Source organism: Arthrobacter arabinosi, from assembly GCF_054511115.1.
Map to the genome: position 1 here is coordinate 857,997 of NZ_JBTNDF010000001.1, position 17,936 is coordinate 875,932.

15 protein-coding genes and 1 tRNA gene are annotated in these 17,936 nt (G+C 71.6%); 3 read left to right on the top strand and 13 right to left on the bottom strand.

Features of this window, described 5'->3' with window-relative positions; all coding sequences use genetic code 11:
- Window positions 1-192 precede the first annotated feature (192 nt).
- Window positions 193-2,001: an AMP-dependent synthetase/ligase gene (locus ACX80P_RS03995; protein ID WP_459276729.1), complete on the top strand. Its 1,809-nt coding sequence runs from the start codon at window positions 193-195 to the stop codon at window positions 1,999-2,001.
- 45 nt (window positions 2,002-2,046) lie between these two features.
- Here the strand turns inward: ACX80P_RS03995 and ACX80P_RS04000 are convergent, their stop codons facing one another.
- A complete protein-coding gene (locus tag ACX80P_RS04000; protein ID WP_459276730.1) occupies window positions 2,047-3,450 on the bottom strand; it encodes a mycothione reductase in 1,404 nt (467 codons plus the stop codon).
- A 57-nt stretch (window positions 3,451-3,507) separates the two neighbouring features.
- A complete protein-coding gene (locus ACX80P_RS04005) occupies window positions 3,508-6,930 on the bottom strand; it encodes a pyruvate carboxylase (RefSeq protein ID WP_459276731.1) in 3,423 nt (1,140 codons plus the stop codon).
- Window positions 6,931-7,161: 231 nt separating this feature from the next.
- On the opposite strand from ACX80P_RS04005, the gene ACX80P_RS04010 reads away from it, so the two are divergent.
- Window positions 7,162-7,977, top strand: a complete 816-nt coding sequence (locus tag ACX80P_RS04010) for a ParA family protein (protein WP_459276732.1) — start codon at window positions 7,162-7,164, stop codon at window positions 7,975-7,977.
- Window positions 7,978-8,014: 37 nt separating this feature from the next.
- Here ACX80P_RS04010 and ACX80P_RS04015 read toward each other — a convergent pair whose 3' ends face one another.
- From ACX80P_RS04015 to gcvH, 5 genes are all read right to left on the bottom strand, one after another.
- Entirely contained in the window at window positions 8,015-8,602 is a 588-nt protein-coding gene (locus ACX80P_RS04015) for a MerR family transcriptional regulator (RefSeq protein WP_459276733.1), read from the bottom strand.
- A gap of 221 nt (window positions 8,603-8,823) precedes the next feature.
- Window positions 8,824-9,327, bottom strand: a complete 504-nt coding sequence (locus ACX80P_RS04020; protein ID WP_459276734.1) for a bifunctional nuclease family protein — start codon at window positions 9,325-9,327, stop codon at window positions 8,824-8,826.
- 10 nt (window positions 9,328-9,337) lie between these two features.
- On the bottom strand, window positions 9,338-10,087 hold the full coding sequence (gene ftsR / locus ACX80P_RS04025; RefSeq protein WP_459276735.1) for a transcriptional regulator FtsR: 750 nt from the start codon (window positions 10,085-10,087) through the stop codon (window positions 9,338-9,340).
- A gap of 8 nt (window positions 10,088-10,095) precedes the next feature.
- Complete coding sequence (locus ACX80P_RS04030; protein WP_459276736.1) at window positions 10,096-10,587, bottom strand: FHA domain-containing protein; 492 nt, start codon at window positions 10,585-10,587, stop codon at window positions 10,096-10,098.
- A 74-nt stretch (window positions 10,588-10,661) separates the two neighbouring features.
- Window positions 10,662-11,048 carry a glycine cleavage system protein GcvH gene (gene gcvH, locus ACX80P_RS04035; protein ID WP_459276737.1) on the bottom strand — a complete coding sequence of 129 codons (387 nt, stop codon included), beginning with the start codon at window positions 11,046-11,048 and terminating at the stop codon, window positions 10,662-10,664.
- Window positions 11,049-11,287: 239 nt separating this feature from the next.
- On the opposite strand from gcvH, the gene ACX80P_RS04040 reads away from it, so the two are divergent.
- A complete protein-coding gene (locus tag ACX80P_RS04040; RefSeq protein WP_459276738.1) occupies window positions 11,288-11,821 on the top strand; it encodes a flavodoxin family protein in 534 nt (177 codons plus the stop codon).
- 37 nt (window positions 11,822-11,858) lie between these two features.
- Here the strand turns inward: ACX80P_RS04040 and ACX80P_RS04045 are convergent, their stop codons facing one another.
- The 6 genes from ACX80P_RS04045 to ACX80P_RS04070 form a co-directional block, all read right to left on the bottom strand.
- A complete protein-coding gene (locus ACX80P_RS04045) occupies window positions 11,859-13,133 on the bottom strand; it encodes a wax ester/triacylglycerol synthase domain-containing protein (RefSeq protein WP_459276739.1) in 1,275 nt (424 codons plus the stop codon).
- Window positions 13,130-14,137 carry a hypothetical protein gene (locus ACX80P_RS04050; RefSeq protein WP_459276740.1) on the bottom strand — a complete coding sequence of 336 codons (1,008 nt, stop codon included), beginning with the start codon at window positions 14,135-14,137 and terminating at the stop codon, window positions 13,130-13,132. Before ACX80P_RS04050 ends, ACX80P_RS04045 begins: the two co-directional genes overlap by 4 nt.
- Window positions 14,138-14,255: 118 nt before the next feature.
- Window positions 14,256-14,332 (bottom strand) — tRNA-Pro (locus tag ACX80P_RS04055).
- A gap of 76 nt (window positions 14,333-14,408) precedes the next feature.
- Window positions 14,409-15,959, bottom strand: coding sequence for a ribosome biogenesis GTPase Der (gene der / locus ACX80P_RS04060; protein WP_459276741.1), 1,551 nt, complete (start codon window positions 15,957-15,959; stop codon window positions 14,409-14,411).
- 94 nt (window positions 15,960-16,053) lie between these two features.
- Complete coding sequence (cmk, locus tag ACX80P_RS04065; protein WP_459276798.1) at window positions 16,054-16,710, bottom strand: (d)CMP kinase; 657 nt, start codon at window positions 16,708-16,710, stop codon at window positions 16,054-16,056.
- Window positions 16,711-16,811: 101 nt separating this feature from the next.
- A complete protein-coding gene (locus ACX80P_RS04070; RefSeq protein ID WP_459276742.1) occupies window positions 16,812-17,936 on the bottom strand; it encodes a prephenate dehydrogenase in 1,125 nt (374 codons plus the stop codon).

Consider the following 17,936-nt stretch of genomic DNA (forward strand, 5'->3'; position numbering starts at 1 on the left):
AGACCCCCTTCGGTGCGCAGCCGCCGGGAGCGGGGGACGCCCGGCTCGGGAACGATCGACATGCGGTCCTCCTCGTCAGGGCCGCACGCACGCGCACCCATTATCGACTCGTACAGTACTGGAGAGCGTTTTCGGCAGGTGATTCGATAGGGTTGAACGACCCCGCCGTGGGGTGATACCGAAGGAGCTATCGTGCGCGACATCAGCGTCCCCGTCCTCGTCGACGTCCCCCGCCGGACGAACACCACGGACCTCGTGGTCCGGCAGGCGACCAAGCCGTCCAATCCTGCCCTGTTCGCCGTCAAGGGCGGGAGCGGCGAGTGGGAGAACATCTCCGCCACCGATTTCCGCCGCCAGGTCGAGGACATCGCGCGGGGGCTGATCGCCTCCGACGTGCAGCCCGGGGACCGCGTGGCCATCATGGCCAGGACACGGTACGAGTGGTCGCTGGCCGACTTCGCGATCTGGTTCGCCGGCGCGGTGTCCGTACCCGTCTACGAGACCTCCTCCCCCGCACAGGTCGCGTGGATCCTCAGCGACTCCGGTGCGGTCGGGGCGTTCGTCGAGTCGGCCCGCCATGAGGCCGTCGTCCGTGACGCCGTCGCGCTGGAAGGCATCGAGACCCTGCAGCACGTCTGGCAGTTCGACGGCGACGGGCTGGACAGGCTGCGTACGGCCGGGGTGGGCACGGACGAGCAGTCGCTGTCGGACCGCCGGGCATACGCCGGGCTCGACGACGTCGCCACGATCATCTACACCTCGGGCACCACGGGTAAGCCCAAGGGCTGCGAGCTGACGCACGGGAACTTCGTCGAGCTGTCCGAGAACGCGGCCGCCGCCCTCCCGGAGGTGGCCCGCGAGGGCGCTCAGACCATCATGTTCCTGCCCCTCGCGCACGTCTTCGCACGGTTCATCTCGGTGCTGTGCGTGGCAGCCGGTGCCACGGTGGCGCACACTCCCGACGTCAAGAACCTGCTCCCCGACCTGCAGAGCTACCGGCCCACGTTCATCCTGGCCGTGCCGCGGGTCTTCGAGAAGGTCTACAACAACTCGATGCTGAAGGCCGAGGACGGCGGCAAGGGCAAGATCTTCCACGCGGGCGCCGACGTGGCCATCGCGTGGTCGAAGGCCGAGCAGGCCGGGAAGATCCCGCTGGGCCTCAAGGTCAAACACGCTGTCTTCGACCGGCTGCTGTACGGCAAGATCCGCACCGCCATGGGCGGCCGCGTCCAGCACGCGGTGTCCGGCGGCGCCCCCCTCGGTGACCGCCTCGGGCATTTCTTCCACGGCATCGGGCTCATGGTGCTCGAGGGGTACGGTCTGACGGAGACCACCGCGCCGATCACCGTGAACACGCCGAAGCGCATCAAGATCGGGACCGTGGGCGCGCCCCTCCCGGGCAACGCCGTGAAGATCGCGGACGACGGCGAGATCCTCGCCAAGGGCGTCTGCGTCATGAAGGGCTACTACAACCGTCCGGACCTGACCGCCGAGGCCTTCGCCGACGGCTGGTTCCGCACCGGCGACATCGGCGAGCTCGACGAGGACGGCTTCCTGCGCATCACGGGCCGCAAGAAGGAGATCATCGTGACGGCCAGCGGCAAGAACGTGATCCCGGCGCTGCTCGAGGACGCGATCCGCGCCAACGCGCTCGTCTCCCAGTGCGTCGTCGTCGGGGACGGACGACCCTTCATCTCCGCCCTCATCACCATCGACGAGGAGGCCCTCCCCGGCTGGCTGGAGCGGCACCAGCTGCCGGCCGGCACCACGACGGCGCAGGCCGCCGAACACCCGCAGGTCCTGGCGGAGTTCCAGGGACTCGTGGACCAGGCCAACTCGACCGTCTCCCGGGCAGAAGCCATCAAGGAGTTCCGGATCGTGACGACCGACTTCACCGAGACGACGGGGCACCTGACGCCGTCGCTCAAGATCAAGCGGGCCCAGGTCCTGAAGGACTACTCGGACGTGGTGGAGGGCATCTACGCGCCGGCCTCCGCCTGACCGGAAGGGTGTCCCCCGCCGCCCGGCGGAGGGACACCCTTCCGGTCAGTCCACCGCCAGATGCAGCAGGGCGTTCTCGACCACCTCGGTGAGGGCAGGGTGGATCCAGTACTGGCCCGTGGCCATCGTGCGGGCGTCGAGCCCGAAGGACATGGCCTGGATGAGCGGCTGGATGATCATCGACGCCTCGTGGCCGAGGATGTGGGCGCCGAGGATGCGGCCCGTGTGCTGCTCGGCGACGATCTTCACGAAACCGAGCGAGTCCTCCATCGCCCAGCCGTACGCCGTCGAGCCGTAGTGCTGCACGGCCGTCACGATGGCCGTCCCCTCGGCGTCGGCGTACGCGAGGGCCTGCTCCTCGGTCATGCCCACGGTCGCCGCCTGCGGGTGGGAGAACACCGCGGCGGGCACGAAACGGTGGTCGCTCGCCCGCAGGGCGTCGGGGTGGAGCAGGTTGTGCGCGACGATCTTCGCCTCGCGGTTCGCGACGTGCTTGAGCTGGTAGTCGCTGCTCACGTCCCCGAGGGACCACAGCCCGTCCACGGGCCTCCCGCCCCGCAGGACACGCTGGAACTCGTCGACGACGAGGCGGCCGTCGTCGTGCAGGTCGAGTCCGGCCTCGGACGCACCCAGGCGGTCCGTGTTCGGGGTACGCCCGATGGCCACCAGCACGGCGTCGACCTCGAGGTCGGAGACCCCGGCGGGTCCGCTCAGCCGGGCCGTGACGCTGCCGTCGTCGTTGGCTGAGATCCCCGTGACGTCGGTCGTCAACCGGAGGTCCCACTGGTGGGCGGCCTGCTCGGTGAAGGACGCGGACAGGGCGTCGTCGAGATGGCGCAGCATGCCGGCCGAACGGACCGCGAGGGTCACGCGGGTGCCGAAGGAGCCGAACACGTGCGCGAACTCCGCCGCGATGTAGCCCCCGCCGATGATGAGGAGCCGCTGTGGCTGCTCGTCGAGGCGCATCACGGAGTCAGAGGTGTGCACCTGGGGAAGGGTGATGCCCGGGATGTCCGGGAGGGTGGCGCGGGAGCCGGCGGCCAGGACCACCTGGTCCGCCGTGACGACGTCGCCGCCGGGCGTCCGGAAGGATCTCTCCCCCGTCAGGCGGACGTACTCCTCGATGAGGGTGACGTTGGCGAGCTCCTCCGCGCGGTACGTCCTCCCGCCCGTCGAGATGGCGTCGATCCGCGTGAAGACACGGTCCCGGATGTCCCGCCAGCGCACCCCGTCCAGCGAGAGGTCGACACCGAGGCGCGCGGACTCCGCAGGAGCCGAGGCGAGGCCGGCTGGATAGACGAACATCTTCGTGGGGATGCAGCCCACGTTGAGGCAGGTCCCGCCGAAGGTCCCGCCTTCGACGAGCACCACTTTGCGGTCCTCCCATTCCGGGGAGATGAGCGTGTTGCCCGAGCCGGAACCGATGATCGCGAGGTCGTAGTGGGTCACACCCCGCAGTCTAGCGGCGCCCGGTCCGCCGGCTGATCGAGGACGCGTGCCGCCCGCTCACGACGCCGAGACCACGAGCAGGAGATCCCCTCCCTGCGCCGGTGCGGCCCCCGAGAAGGCGACCCGCCGGACGGTGCCCGCCACGGGCGTCGTGATGCTCGCCTCCATCTTCATGGCCTCGATGGTGGCGACCGTGTCTCCGGCAGCCACGCTGTCCCCTTCGGTGCGGGTGATCGTCACGGACCCGGCGAACGGGGCGGCGATGTGGCCGGCGTTCCCGGGATCGGCCTTCTCGGCGACCACGACGTCGCTGTGGATGCTCCTGTCCCGCACGCTGACCGGCCTCATCTGCCCGTTCAGGGTGCACATCACCGTGCGCATGCCCTTCTCGTCGGGCTCCGACACCGCTTCGAGGGTGGCGATGAGCCGGACGCCCTTCTCGAGTTCGATGACGTGCTCGGTGTTCGGCTGCAGCCCGTAGAGATAGTCGGCCGTGCCCAGGAGCGACACGTCGCCGTAGGTGTCACGCGTGGCACGGAAGTCCTTCGTGGGCCCGGCGAACAGCAGCGTGTTGAGCGCGGCCCGGCGCTCCGACGGGGAGCCGGCGAGATTCGCTTCGTCGTCGGCGGTCAGTTCGGCGTCGCGTGGCTTGAGCTCGCGGCCCTTCAGGGCCTTGGTGCGGAACGGCTCCGGCCAGCCACCGGGCGGCTTGCCGAGCTCGCCGTTGAGGAACCCGATGACGGAGTCGGGGATGTCGAAGGCCTGCGGGTTCTCCTCGAACTCGGCGGGATCGGCGTTCTTCCCCACCAGGGCCAGGGCGAGGTCTCCCACGACCTTCGAGGACGGCGTGACCTTCACCAGCCTGCCGAGGATGCGGTCCGCCGCGGTGTACATGTCCTCGATCGCCTCGAACCTCTCCCCCAGGCCCAGGGCGATGGCCTGCTGCTTCAGGTTGGACAGCTGCCCGCCGGGGATCTCGTGGCGGTAGACGCGGCCGGTGGGGCCGGGCAGCCCGGACTCGAACGGCGCGTACATGCGGCGCACGGCCTCCCAGTAGGGTTCCAGGGCGCAGACCGCGTCGAGGTCGAGGCCGGTGTCCCGGGGCGTGTGCGCCAGGGCTGCGACCAGGGCCGACGCGGAGGGCTGGCTCGTCGTGCCGGCGAGGGCGGCGCTGGCGACGTCGACGGCGTCGACCCCCGCGTCCACGGCGGCGAGGAGCGTGGCGAGCTGGCCGCCGGCGGTGTCGTGGGTGTGCAGGTGGACGGGCAGGTCGAAGCGTTCCCGCAGGGCGGTCACGAGCTGCGCGGCCGCGGCCGGGCGGAGGAGCCCTGCCATGTCCTTGATGGCCAGGATGTGGGCGCCGGCGTCGACGATCTTCCGGGCCAGGTCGAGGTAGTACTCGAGCGTGTAGAGCTTCTCCCCCGGATCGAGCATGTCCGAGGTGTAGCAGAGCGCCACTTCCGCGACCGCCGTCCCGGTCGCGCGGACCGCACGGATCGCGGGTTCCATCTGCGTGACGTCGTTCAGGGCGTCGAAGATGCGGAAGATGTCGATCCCCGACGCCGCGGCCTCCTGTACGAAGGCCGTCGTCACGGCCTCCGGGTAGGGCGTGTAGCCCACGGTGTTCCGCCCGCGCAGCAGCATCTGCAGGCAGATGTCCGGGACCTCGCGGCGCAGCACGTCCAGGCGCTCCCACGGGTCCTCGCCGAGGAAGCGGAGCGCGACGTCGTAGGTGGCGCCGCCCCACGCCTCCACGGACAGCAGCCCGGGGGTCAGCCGGGAGACGCTCGCACCGGCGGCGGCGAGGTCGCGGGTCCGGACGCGCGTGGCGAGCAGCGACTGGTGGGCGTCGCGGAACGTGGTGTCCGTGACCGCGACGGCGGTCTGATCGCGCAGCGCCCTGGCGAATCCCTCCGGACCGAGTCGGAGCAGCCGCTGCCGGCTGCCGGTCGGTGCGGCATCCGCCCCGGCGTCGCTGCCGGACTCCGGGAGCGACGGCAGTTTCTCGCGTGGGTCGAGGTGCGCGGGCCGCGCCCCGTGGGGCTGGTTGACGGTCACGTCGGCGAGCCAGGTGAGCAGCTTGGTGCCGCGGTCGGCGGGCACGCGCGCCGTCAGGAGTTCGGGGCGCTCGTCGATGAACGACGTCGCCACGTTGCCTGCGATGAAGTCGGGGTCGTCCAGGACGGCCTGGAGGAAGGAGATGTTCGTCGAGACGCCACGGACCCGGAACTCGGCCAGGGCACGCCGCGCCCGGGTGACGGCTGACGGGTAGTCCCGGCCCCGGCAGGTGAGCTTGACGAGCATCGAGTCGAAGTGCGGACTGATCTCGGCCCCCGCGTAGACGGTCCCGCCGTCGAGCCTCACCCCGGCGCCGCCGGCGGACCGATAGGCGGAGATCCTGCCGACGTCGGGACGGAACCCGTTCGCGGGATCCTCCGTGGTGATGCGGCTCTGCAGGGCCGCGCCGCGCAGGGTCACGGTGTCCTGGCTCAGCCCGAGATCGGCGAGGGTCTCGCCGGCGGCGATGCGCAGTTGGGACTGGACGAGGTCGACGTCGGTCACCTCCTCGGTGACCGTGTGCTCGACCTGGATGCGCGGGTTCATCTCGATGAACACGTGCTGGCCGGCCCGCTCGCCGACGGTGTCCACGAGGAACTCGACCGTCCCGGCGTTCACGTAGCCCAGGGCGGTCGCGAACGTCACGGCGTCGCGGTGCAGCGCCTGGCGGATCGACTCGTCCAGGTTCGGTGCGGGCGCGATCTCGATGACCTTCTGGTGCCTGCGCTGCAGGGAGCAGTCGCGTTCGAACAGGTGCATCACGTTGCCGGTTGCGTCCGCGAGGATCTGCACCTCGATGTGGCGTGGGCGCAGCACGGCCTGCTCCAGGAACATGGTGGGGTCACCGAACGCGGACTCGGCCTCGCGCATCGCGGCCTCCAGCGCCTCCGGCAGGGCCTCCCGCGCGTCCACGCGGCGCATCCCGCGTCCACCGCCGCCGGCCACCGCCTTCGCGAAGACGGGGAAGCCGATCTCGTCGGCCGCGGCGATCAGCTCCGCGACGTCCGCACTGGGCCGCGACGACGCGAGGACCGGGATGCCCGCCGCGCGGGCGGCGTCGAGGGCCTTGACCTTGTTCCCGGCGAGCTCCAGCACGTCGGCCGGCGGCCCCACGAACGTGATCCCCGCCTCCGCCGCGGCCCGGGCCAGGCCGGGATTCTCGGACAGGAAGCCGTAGCCGGGGTAGATGGCGTCGCAGCCGGACTCCCGCGCCACGCGGATGATCTCCGCGATGTCGAGGTACGCCCGGACGGGGTGGCCCTCCTCACCGATCAGGTACGCCTCGTCGGCTTTCTGGCGGTGGATGGAGTTCCTGTCCTCGTGGGGGAAGACGGCCACCGTCTTCGCTCCCACCTCGTGCCCGGCACGGAAGGCGCGGATGGCGATCTCGCCACGGTTGGCTACCAAAATCTTCGAGAACATCGCACTCCTGCATCATCGCGGGTCGGGTTCGTCACGCTTGCTCGATCCTACCCGCGGGGCCGCCCCCGTCCATGGTCGTGCCGCCATCTGGACCGGCGGCCTGCCGGCACCTGACCCCCCGGCGCGGCGACGGGCGGCTCCGCCCGGAGGGATCAGGCAACCTATGATGGTCGGGGATCACAAGGACAGCGGGCCGCCCGTCGCGGCCAGGGATAGGTATGGGTTCGACACGTGCAGGTAGTGAGCATCAGCAGCCTCAAAGGCGGAGTGGGCAAGACGTCGGTGACGCTGGGGCTGGCGTCGGCGGCGTTGGCCGCCGGCATCCCGACGCTCGTCGTCGATCTCGACCCGCATGCAGATGCGACCACGGGCCTGGGGGTGAGGCCGTCTGACCGGACCGACATCGGGCGCCTGCTGAAGGATGCACGGCGCGCCGACCTGGGCGCCAACGTCGTCCCCAGCGGCTGGGTCGCGACCGGGCAGCCGGGTGCTAGGACCCGCCTCGACGTGGCGATGGGGTCCGCCTACTCGGGCATCTACGACCGGCCGGACCTCGGGCGCCGCGACCAGCGGCGCCTGGCCACCCTGCTGTCGCGGGTCGAGGGCTACAGCCTGGTCCTGGTCGACTGCCCGCCGTCGCTGAACGGGCTCACGCGGATCGCGTGGACCGCCAGCAACAGGGTGCTGCTCGTGGCGGAGCCGGCCCTCTTCTCCGTGGCGGGCACGGAGCGGGCGATGCGCGCCCTCGAACTCTTCCGCCGCGAATTCGCCCCGAACCTGCAGACCGCGGGGATCCTGGCGAACCGGGTGCGTACGACCTCCCACGAGCACGCGTTCCGTCTCGGCGAGATGCGGCAGATGTTCGGGGACCTGATGCTGAGCCCCACCATCCCGGAGCAGGCCAACTGGCAGCAGATCCAAGGGGCCGCCCACTCGGTGCACCATTGGCCCGGCGAGGCCGCGCAGCAGGCCGCGGGCTACTTCGACGAACTGCTGGAGAGCGTGGTCGATCCGGGCAGGATGCGCAGCCGGGCCGCCCGGCGATAAGTGCGGGCCTCCGGCAGCCCTGACGGGTGAGGGTGGATCAGCCGATCCTGCGGGTGGCCCGGCGCTTGCTGAGCTCGTCGCCGGGGAAGTCCTGGTCCACCGCGTGCTCGCTGGGCAGGGCCGCGAGGCTTCCCTCGACCTCGCGCCACACGCGGCCGACGGCGATGCCGAACACTCCCTGTCCGCCCTGCACGAGGTCGATGACCTCGTCCGCGGAGGTGCACTCGTAGACGCTCGCGCCGTCACTCATGAGCGTGATCTGGGCGAGGTCCTCCACCCCGCGCTCCCGGAGGTGCTCGACGGCGGTCCTGATCTGCTGGAGCGAGACCCCGGTGTCCAGGAGGCGCTTGACCACCTTGAGGACGAGGATGTCGCGGAAGCCGTAGAGGCGCTGCGTGCCGGAGCCCGACGCCCCCCGGACGGCCGGTTCGACGAGTCCGGTCCGCGCCCAGTAGTCGAGCTGGCGGTACGTGATGCCTGCCGCCTTGCAGGCGGTGGGACCCCGGTACCCGGCGTCCTCGTCGAGGACGGGAAGGTCTTCCGTGAACAGGAGGCCCTGGGCGCTCGCCGGGACAGCTGCGCCTGACGGGGTCTCTGCCTTGCCGGCGTCACCCTTCGGACTCACGTGCTGCCTCCTCGTCGGGTTCCCCGGGACATTCGCTGATCAGGCAGACCTCCAGGATGTGCACTCAAGTGTGCCCCGGGCCCTTCACGCACGCAATGGGAACTGTATCCTTCGACGTTAGGCCGCGCGAGCGGCAAGGTCAAAGACGCTGGCCTCGGGACTGAGCGTGTCGTCGTGGACCGGTGGACGGTCGCCGGAGCGGGCGCCCGGGGGCCGCGGGATCAGCGCTCGAAGTCCTCGGGCTCCACGTCGGCGAGGAACTCCCGGAACTGGAGGACCTCCTTCTCGGCCGTCTCCTCCGCGGGGCCGTCGCCCGACTCGTCGTCGTCCGCCTCCGCGATCTCGACGCCGGCCACCGCCAGCACCTCGTCGGCGCAGAAGATGGGGCACGGCACGCGCAGGGCGACAGCGAGCGCGTCCGAGGCGCGCGAGCCGACGGTCGTGCCGTCGCTGAAGACGAGTTCCGCGTGGTAGACGGTGTCCTCCACCGACGTGATGCGGACCTCGCTGATCTTCTTGCCCGCCGCGGCGACGACGTCGACCAGCAGGTCGTGGGTCATGGGGCGGGGCGGGACGATCCCCTGCTGCACGAAGGCGATGGCACTGGCCTCGGGGGCACCGATCCAGATGGGCAGGTGCCGCTCCCCCGCCGCCTCACGCAGGAGGACCAGCGGCTGGTTGGACGGCAGTTCGATCCGCACGCCGACCACTTCTACTTCGATCACGGGGAGCCTCCTAACTGTCCATCCGGGCGATATGGCTGTGTACCAGGGCGCTGTGGAGGCCGAGGCAGAGTTCGCTGATCTCGCGTGCGGTCTCCGCGGCGCGGGCCTTGGAGGCCACATCCCGGCGGGAGGCCAGGGGCGCGACGACGCGTTCCACGAGCCCGAGCTCGCGGTCCGCGGCAGCGCGGAAGGGCCGCAGGTGCCGGGGTTCGATGCCGTGGGCCTCGAGCTGCACGCAGGCCTTCGTGATCTTGAGGGCGTGCTCGTCGAACCGGTTGTCGACCACCGCGATCAGGCCGAAGCTCACGAGGTCGTCGACGAGCCGTCGGGGCGCCCCGGCCTCCGCGGCGAGGGTCTCCGCCGTGAGCCGGCGCGCGTGTCCCTGCAGTTCGCGGGACAGCTGGTCCGAGACGACGCGGGGCGCGAGGGTCATCCCGCCGGGCAGCGACTCGGGGCGTTCGCCGCGGTCGATGGCGTCGACGTAGTCCTTGATGACCTTGAGGGGAAGGTACTGGTCGCGCTGGAGGGCGAGCACGAACCGGAGGCGCTCGACGTCGTGCGCGGCGTACTTCCGGTACCCGGCGCGTGTGCGCTGCGGCGAGATCAGGCCCTTCTCCTCCAGGAACCGGATCTTCGAGGCCGTCACCTGGGGGAAGTCCTCGGCCAGCTCGCGCAGGACCTCGCCGATGTTGAGCACACCGCCGCCGGACGAACCGGAGACGATGCCGGCCGGACGGCGGTCAGGGTGGGAGGCAGGCATGAAGGGGACTACGCCTGGGCTGTCGTGCGCTGGCCGCCCTGGCCGGTGGCGGTGCGTGCTGCGTAGAACGTCAGGCGGAACTTGCCGATCTGCACCTCGTTGCCGTTGCGGAGGACGATGCTGTCCACGCGGTCGTTGTTGACGTACGTGCCGTTGAGGCTCCGCGTGTCGACGACCATGAAGCCGTTCTCGGAGCGGCGGAACTCCGCGTGCTGGCGGGAGACCGTCACGTCGTCGAGGAAGATGTCGGCGTTCGGGTGGCGGCCGGCCTTCGTGACGTCCTCGTCGAGGAGGAAGCGTGCGCCGGCGTTCGGCCCGGAGTGCGCGATCAGCAGCGCCGACCCTGCGGGGAGCGCGGCGACGGAGCCCTGCTCCTCACGCGTCAGGTGACGTTCCAGCTCGATCTCCGCGGCCTGCGGGGGCAGGGCGATGCTCGTTGTCTCGGGAGACGTCATGTTCGGCTCTTCTCCGTTTCCGGCTGGATTCACGTGGGGCACCATGGTCTTTCCTCCACCTACTGCACGTCAGGGAGGCGTGGCGCCGACCCTGCCGTCCCTGCCTCTGCGGGGTAGATCTAGCCTACCTGCTGGGAGTAGTCGGCCGAACTCAGCAGATCCTGGACGACCGCGGGGTCCGCGACCTTGATCTCCAGCAGCCAGCCCTCGCCGTAGGGGTCGGAGTTGATCAGGGAGGGATCGTCGTCGAGCGCCTCGTTGCGGGCCACGACCTCCCCGGTGACCGGCGCGTAGATGTCGCTGACGCTCTTGGTGGACTCGACCTCGCCGACGACGTCCGCGCCGGTGACGCCGGTCCCGGCCTCGGGCATCTGCACGTACACGACGTCACCGAGCGCGTCCTGCGCGAAGTCGGTGATGCCCACGCGGACCGTGCCGTCGACGGCCGGCTCACTCACCCACTCGTGCTCCGCGGTGTAGTAGAGGCCGTCTGGGATGTTGCTCATGGTTGCCTTTCGGACGCGAGGTGCACCGGCGGCGGCCGAGGCGCCGCCCGGGACAAGTACTGGTCGAGTATAGGCATAACGCGCGACGCCGTGACGCGCCTCTCACCGGGCACGACGGGTGCGGGACGGCAGTGCACCTCCTCCCGCACGGAGTGCCGGTGCGGCGGGACGTTGGACCCTTCCGGGCTCCGTGCGGCCGGTGGAGACTTCTCTGCGCAGACCGACGAAAGGGACGGCAGATGAACACACTGGTCGTGTACGAATCGATGTTCGGTAACACCCGGATGATCGCCGAGGCCGTCGCGGAGGCCCTGCGGTCATCCGGCTCCGCGGTCACGGTGGCGACGGCGGCCGAGGCTCCGGCGCAGGTGTCCGGTTACGACCTCGTCGTCGTCGGCGCCCCCACCCACGCGCACACCCTCCCCCAGGCGTCGTCGCGGAAGGAAGCCGCCTCCTGGGCCGATGACGGCGACCGGGATCTGACACTCGAGGCGGGTGCCATGCGCCCGGGGATGCGGGAATGGCTGGAGCGCGTGACCGTGTCCCCGCCGGAGCCCCGCTTCGCTGCGTTCTCGACGCGGGCGGACTTCCCCCGCATCTTCGCCGGCGATGCCACGGCCGCGATCCGGCGACGGCTCCACCGGCGGAATCTTCCGCTCGCCGCACGCGAGGACTTCCTCGTCGATTCCGACAGCCACCTCGTGCAGGGAGAGCAGGAACGCGCCCGCGCCTGGGCGCTGACGCTGGTTCCGGTGGCCTCCCGACAGGCCTGACCGCGCCCGTCGGCGGCTCGGCTCCGCGGCCCGACGATCAGCTGGGAGGCCCTGCAAGGCGCGCGAGTTCCTCCCGCATGCCGTCCGCGAACTCCGCCCCCGGCACGGTCGCCGCGTCGAAGTGCACGCCGCAGCGCAGGTGGCCGCTGTAGGAGACCGCGGCGACCCCGAGCCGGACGTTCGCGGCGAGCACCGCGACGGGCCAGACGGCGGTCAGCGGTGCCCCCGCGAGCCGGAGGGTCCCGGGTGGCCCGGGGACGTCGGTCACGAAACCGGCCACCAGATGCTGGTTGCGCGCGGCGCGGTCCATGACCCGCGCGCCCACGGGGCCGCGCATGAGTTCGAGCGTGCCCTGCTCCCGGGCCTTCACCTTCCCCGTGCGGGTCTGCGCCGCGATGCGTCGCAGTCGCTCCTCGGGATCGGGCTCGCCGAGCGGCAGCCGCACCAGCATCACTCCGACGTGGTTGGCCGACGGGCCGCGGCGCTGCAGTGCCACGGGGACCGACACCGGCAGGCCGGCGGGGATCTCCTCGCCGGCCTGCGCGAGCGCCGCCCGATAGCCGGCCGCCGCGGCGGAGAGGAGGGTGTCGTTCACGGTGGCACCGACGGGTCGCGCGTGCGCCTGCAGGGCTCCGAGGTCGGCGTCGAGGAAGGCGACGCCGCGGCGGGGGCTCCGCTCGCCCAGGAGCAGGGTGGACCCTACCTCCCCGCCGCGGAGGGTCAGCCGGATGCGGCGCCAGCCCTCGGCGCGCCCGGCGAGGGCACTGCGCAGCGTCCGCCGTGGGCGTGGTGCGGTGACCGGACGCGATGCGGCGGGCGGCGTGGATGCTCCGTCCGGGTCGAAGAGCTGCTGCACCACGGCGACCGCGCCCAGGCCGTCGGCCAGCACGTGGTGGATGCGCAGCACCAGCCCCATGCCCACGGGGCCGGCACCCGGGACCAGCAGCAGCTCCCACGGCGGCAGATCCCGGGGCAGGGGCGTCGTCATCAGCTCCCCGCACAGGCGTTCCAGGCCGGCCCGTCCTGCCACGGCGTCCACGAGGCGGACGTGATGGTCGAGGTCCGGCAGCACCTCCGCCCACCGGTGCCGGCGGCCGTCCCGCACCGGGAGCCGGCAGAGTTGGGGCACCGCGGCGAGCCGTTCCCGCACGGCGGCGCGCACCACGCCGAGGTCGGGGACGTCATCGGGACGCACGAACCCGCCCGCGGCGAACAGACCCGTGACGAGGAACACGTTCACCTGGCCGGCGTGGTCGAGGACGAGGTTGGCCTCGTCGACCGGCGCGAGCCGCGGCCCCGGGCGCGTGGTCATGCGTCCCGCGGGCGCGGTCGTGCGTGCCGCGGGGAACCGGGCTCCTCCGCGTGTCCCGCATCGAGGTGCCGGAAGTAGGCGACGAGCGGCACCATGCCGAGGACGGCGAGGCCCGCGAAGAGGGGGACCGCCGCCATCGACGCGAACGGCGTGCCGGGGTCCGCGAGGGCCCCGAACCACTGGTCCGTGGCCACGCCGACGCCCTCGACCACCAGCATGACCAGCAGCGCGCCGACGACGAGGCGGCCCTGCGGGCGGCCCTTCCACAGCCACCACGAGGAGACCACGAGCAGCGGGAGCCACCCGGCGAGGTCCTGGACGAAGACCGGGTTCGTCGTCATGCCCGATCCCTCCAGGAACGCGGACGGGGGATCGTCGAGCATCGCGGGCACGATCGTCCGCAGCCACACCAGGGCATTGAGGACGGCGATGACGACCGCGTACCCTGCGATGATTCGTGCGGGCAGGCGCTCGTCGAAGCGTGCGTCGAACGCCGCCAGATCGATCTGCCGCAGCAGGGATCCTGCGGACCAGAGGGCGAGCGACAGCATCGCCACGTAGGCGAGGAACAGGCTGTTGAAGGGCGTTCCGAACAGGAACAGCACGGCCTGGTAGATGATGTAGGCCACCGTTCCGAGCCACACCACGAGGGCCCGGGCGGAGTTCCTCGCCGCGAAGGCCATCGAAGCGACGAGCAGCGGGAGGGCGACGGCCATCAGCACCAACGCGGTCCCGCGGAGGTTGCCCTGTGACACGGCCGGGCCGCCCAGCACGCCGGGAAGGACGAAGGACCCGGCGGCGGCGATCAGCGTGACTCCGCCCAATGCGGCGGACAGGCCGTACGCAGCCCCCGTCCGCAGCGGGGCCGTGGTCCCCGAAGTTCCCGTGCTGTCCGGCAGGAGGCCGGGGCCCGGCCGTCGGCGCGCCCTCGGGGCGGCGGTACGGGCGGGTGAGGGATGCCGTCGGGCGTGGCCGTCGACGGCGGAGGAGGAGTCACCGGTCATGCGTCGATGCTCGTCCCCGCGGCGTGGCGTGCCTAGGGCCGAGAGTCCCCCGGCCCGGGAAACACGAAACGCCCTCCCGAAGGAAGGCGTTCCGCGGCCGATGCCCGAGGACATCTCATGGTCGGGATGACAGGATTTGAACCTGCGACCCCTTGACCCCCAGTCAAGTGCGCTACCAAGCTGCGCCACATCCCGAACGGCCTGTCCAGCAGGCCAAACCACTCGGACAACAATACAGCATGTCCGGAGCGGATCAGCACGCCGGCACGGGTCAGCGCTTGCGGCTGCGCTTCTCCCGGACGCGCATGCTGACCTCGATGGGCGTGCCCTCGAAGCCGAACGTCTCGCGCAGCCGGCGCGTGATGAAGCGCCGGTAGCCCGGATCGAGGAAGCCGGTGGTGAACAGGACGAACTTCGGCGGCCGGCTCGAGGCCTGGGTCCCGAAGAGGATGCGGGGCTGCTTGCCGCCGCGCACGGGGTGCGGGTGGGCTGCCACGAGTTCCCCGAGGAACGCGTTGAGGCGGCCCGTCGGGATGCGGCGGTCCCAGGACTCGAGCGCGACGTCGAGGGCGGGCACGAGGCGGTCCTTGTGCCAGCCGGTGAGCGCCGAGATGTTCACGCGCGGGGCCCAGTCCACGTGGGCCAGGTCCTGGTCGATCTCACGCTCGAGGTAGCGGCGGCGTTCGTCGTCGAGCAGGTCCCACTTGTTGAAGGCCAGGACGATCGCCCGGCCGGATTCGATGGCCAGGTTCAGGATGCGGACGTCCTGCTCGCTGAGCACCTCGTCGACGGCGAGGAGCACGACGGCGACCTCCGCCTTCTCCAGCGCGGACTGGGTGCGCAGGGACGCGTAGAAGTCGGCGCCCTGCTGCATGTGGACGCGGCGGCGGATGCCCGCGGTGTCGACGAACCGCCAGGTGCGCCCGCCGAGCTCGATCATCTCGTCGACGGGGTCGCGCGTGGTCCCGGCGAGCGGGTCGACGACGACGCGGTCGGTGCCCGCGAGCTTGTTCAGCAGCGAGGACTTGCCCACGTTCGGCCGGCCGATCAGCGCGATACGGCGGGGGCCGCCGGAGCGCTCGATGCCACCGTGCTCGGAGAACTCGGGGAGGATCGTGTTGATGTGGTCGAGCATGTCGGCGGTGCCCCGGCCGTGCAGTGCGGACACCGGCCAGGGCTGGCCGAAACCGAGCCCCCACAGCACGGAGGCGTCGGCCTCGTTCTGGATGTCGTCCACCTTGTTGGCCACGAGGATGACGGGCCGGTTCTTGCGGCGCAGCATGCGCACCACGGCCTCGTCGGTCGCGGTGGCGCCGACGGTGGCGTCGACGACGAACAGGACGGCGTCCGCCATGTCCACGGCGATCTCCGCCTGGTCCGCGACGCGCGCGGCGATGCCCTTGGCGTCCTGCTCCCAGCCGCCCGTGTCCACGAGGGTGAAGTTCCGTCCGGACCACTGGGCCGGGTAGGAGACGCGGTCGCGGGTCACGCCGGGCGTGTCCTCGACGACGGCCTCGCGGCGGCCGAGGATGCGGTTGACCAGCGTGGACTTGCCGACGTTGGGGCGGCCGACGATGGCGAGCACCGGGTTCATCCGGCCTTCCGCCTCGTCGTCGAAGTCCTCGTGGCCGCGGGCGAGGAGCGCCGCGTCCTCGTCGTCGAGCTCGTAGTCCTCGAGGCCCGCGCGGAGGGAGGCGGCGCGCTGCTCGGCCTCGGCGTCGTCGAGGCTGTCGAGCAGCGCGCCGACCTGGTCCTCGCCGCTCGGCTCGTAGTCCTCGTCGGCTCCGGGGCCCTGCTCGTCCGGCGAAAGGTTCTCGCTCATCTGGTATGTCCTTCGGTTGGTGTTCGCCGTCTCCCGACGGCGATCCTGGTGGGCTCGCGCCCGGGATGCTGCGGTGGTGTCCCGGGTGGGACGGTCAGTGCGCCACGGTGCGCACGATGCCGAGGACCGCGGAGACGGTCTGCTCGAAGTCGAGATCGGAGGAGTCCAGGGTGACGACCCCGTCCGCTGCCTGCCGGAAATTGACGACGGTCGAGTCGCGGGCGTCCCGCTCGGTGACCTGCCGCTTCAGCTGGGCGTCCGACTGCGTGCCGCCGAGCTGGTCCCCGCGGCGGCGCAGGCGGGCCTCCTCGCTCGCGGTGAGGAGGATGCGCACCTCGGCGTCGGGGGCGACGACGGTGGTGATGTCGCGCCCTTCGGCGACGATGCGGTGGCCGGCGCCGGCGATCAGCGCGCGCTGGCGCCGGATGAGCTCGGCCCGGGCGCCCATCGTCGTGGCGACGGCGCTCACCGCGGAGGAGACCTCGGGTTCGCGGATGGCGGCCGTGACGTCGTCGCCCGCGATGGTCACCGACTCGCGGTCCGGGCTGGTGCTGATGAACAGCTCGATCTCCCGCGCCGCCGCCTCGACCGCTGCGCTGTCCTCGAGGTCGATCCCCTGGGCGACGCAGTGGAGCGTGACCGCCCGGTACATCGCGCCCGTGTCGAGGTACGCGGCCCGAAGCCGCCGGGCCACTTCGCGGCTGACGCTGGACTTGCCGGAGCCGGAGGGTCCGTCGATCGCGACGACCAGGGATTTGCCGAGCCGGAAGCCCGAGGAGGGGCCCGACCGCGCGGGGTCACCCGCGGCGTCGGCGGCCGGGGACGTCTGCGCCGGGACTGCTGAAACCTGCGTCACTGCACTACCTTCCAGCCCCGCTGCGTCAGGGACTCCGTCAGTTCTTGTCGTTTGCCCGGGATGACCGACAGTTCGGCGAGGCCGACCTGGCGTCCGGGAGAGTGTTCGAGGCGGAAGTCCTCGACGTTGATGCCGGTGTGCCCGATCTCCGTCAGGAGTTTCGCGATCTGCCCGGGCACGTCGTCGACGAGCACGGTCAGGCGCGCGAAGGAGTTCGGCGGGGTGCCGTGCTTGCCGGGCACGCGCGCCTGGCCGGCGTTCCCCTCGGACATCAGCTGGGCCATGTCGAGGCGCGCCCCGCCGCGCGTCGGGTCCTCGAGGGTGGTGATCAGTCGGTCCAGGTCCTCGCGCACGCCGTACAGGATCTCCACGAGGCGGCCTGCGTTGGCCGCGAGGATCTGGACCCACAGGCGCGGGTCGCTCGCCGCGATGCGCGTCACGTCCCGCAGCCCGTTGCCGGCGAGCGAGAGCGCCTGCACGGGTGAGTCCTGCAGCCTGCTCGCCACGAGCGAGGACACCACCTGCGGCAGGTGGGAGATGAGCGCCACGGCCTGGTCGTGTTCCTCGGCGGACATGCGGGCGGGCACGGCCCCGAGGTCGACGGCGAGCCGCTCGGCGCACAGGACGGCCTCGGCGGAAGCGGGGGCACCGCAGAGGACCCAGGGCGCCCCGGTGAACAGCTCCGCGCGGGCCGCGACGGGCCCGGAGGTCTCCCGACCGGCCATCGGGTGCGTGCCGACGTAGCGGGACAGGTGCGCGGAGGCTCCCGGGGTCGCCTCGAGCTCGCGGAGGATAGCTTCCTTCACGCTGCAGATGTCGACGACGACGGCGTCGGGGTAGTCCCGGAGCGCGGCGGCCACGACCCGCGCGGTGACGTCGGGAGGAGTCGCGACGACGACGAGTTCCGGCGCCAGCCGCTCCCCCGCACCCTGCGCGTCCGCGAGGAGCCGGCCGGCGCCGATGTCACGCGCGACGGCCTCCGTGGAGGGAGAGCTGTCGGACAGGACGACGTCGAGCCCGCGGGCCCGCAGGCCCAGCCCGATACTGGCACCCAGCAGGCCGGCCCCGATGACGAGGACCGGTCCGGCGAGGTGCGTCCCCTGCTCCGTGCGCGTGGTCAT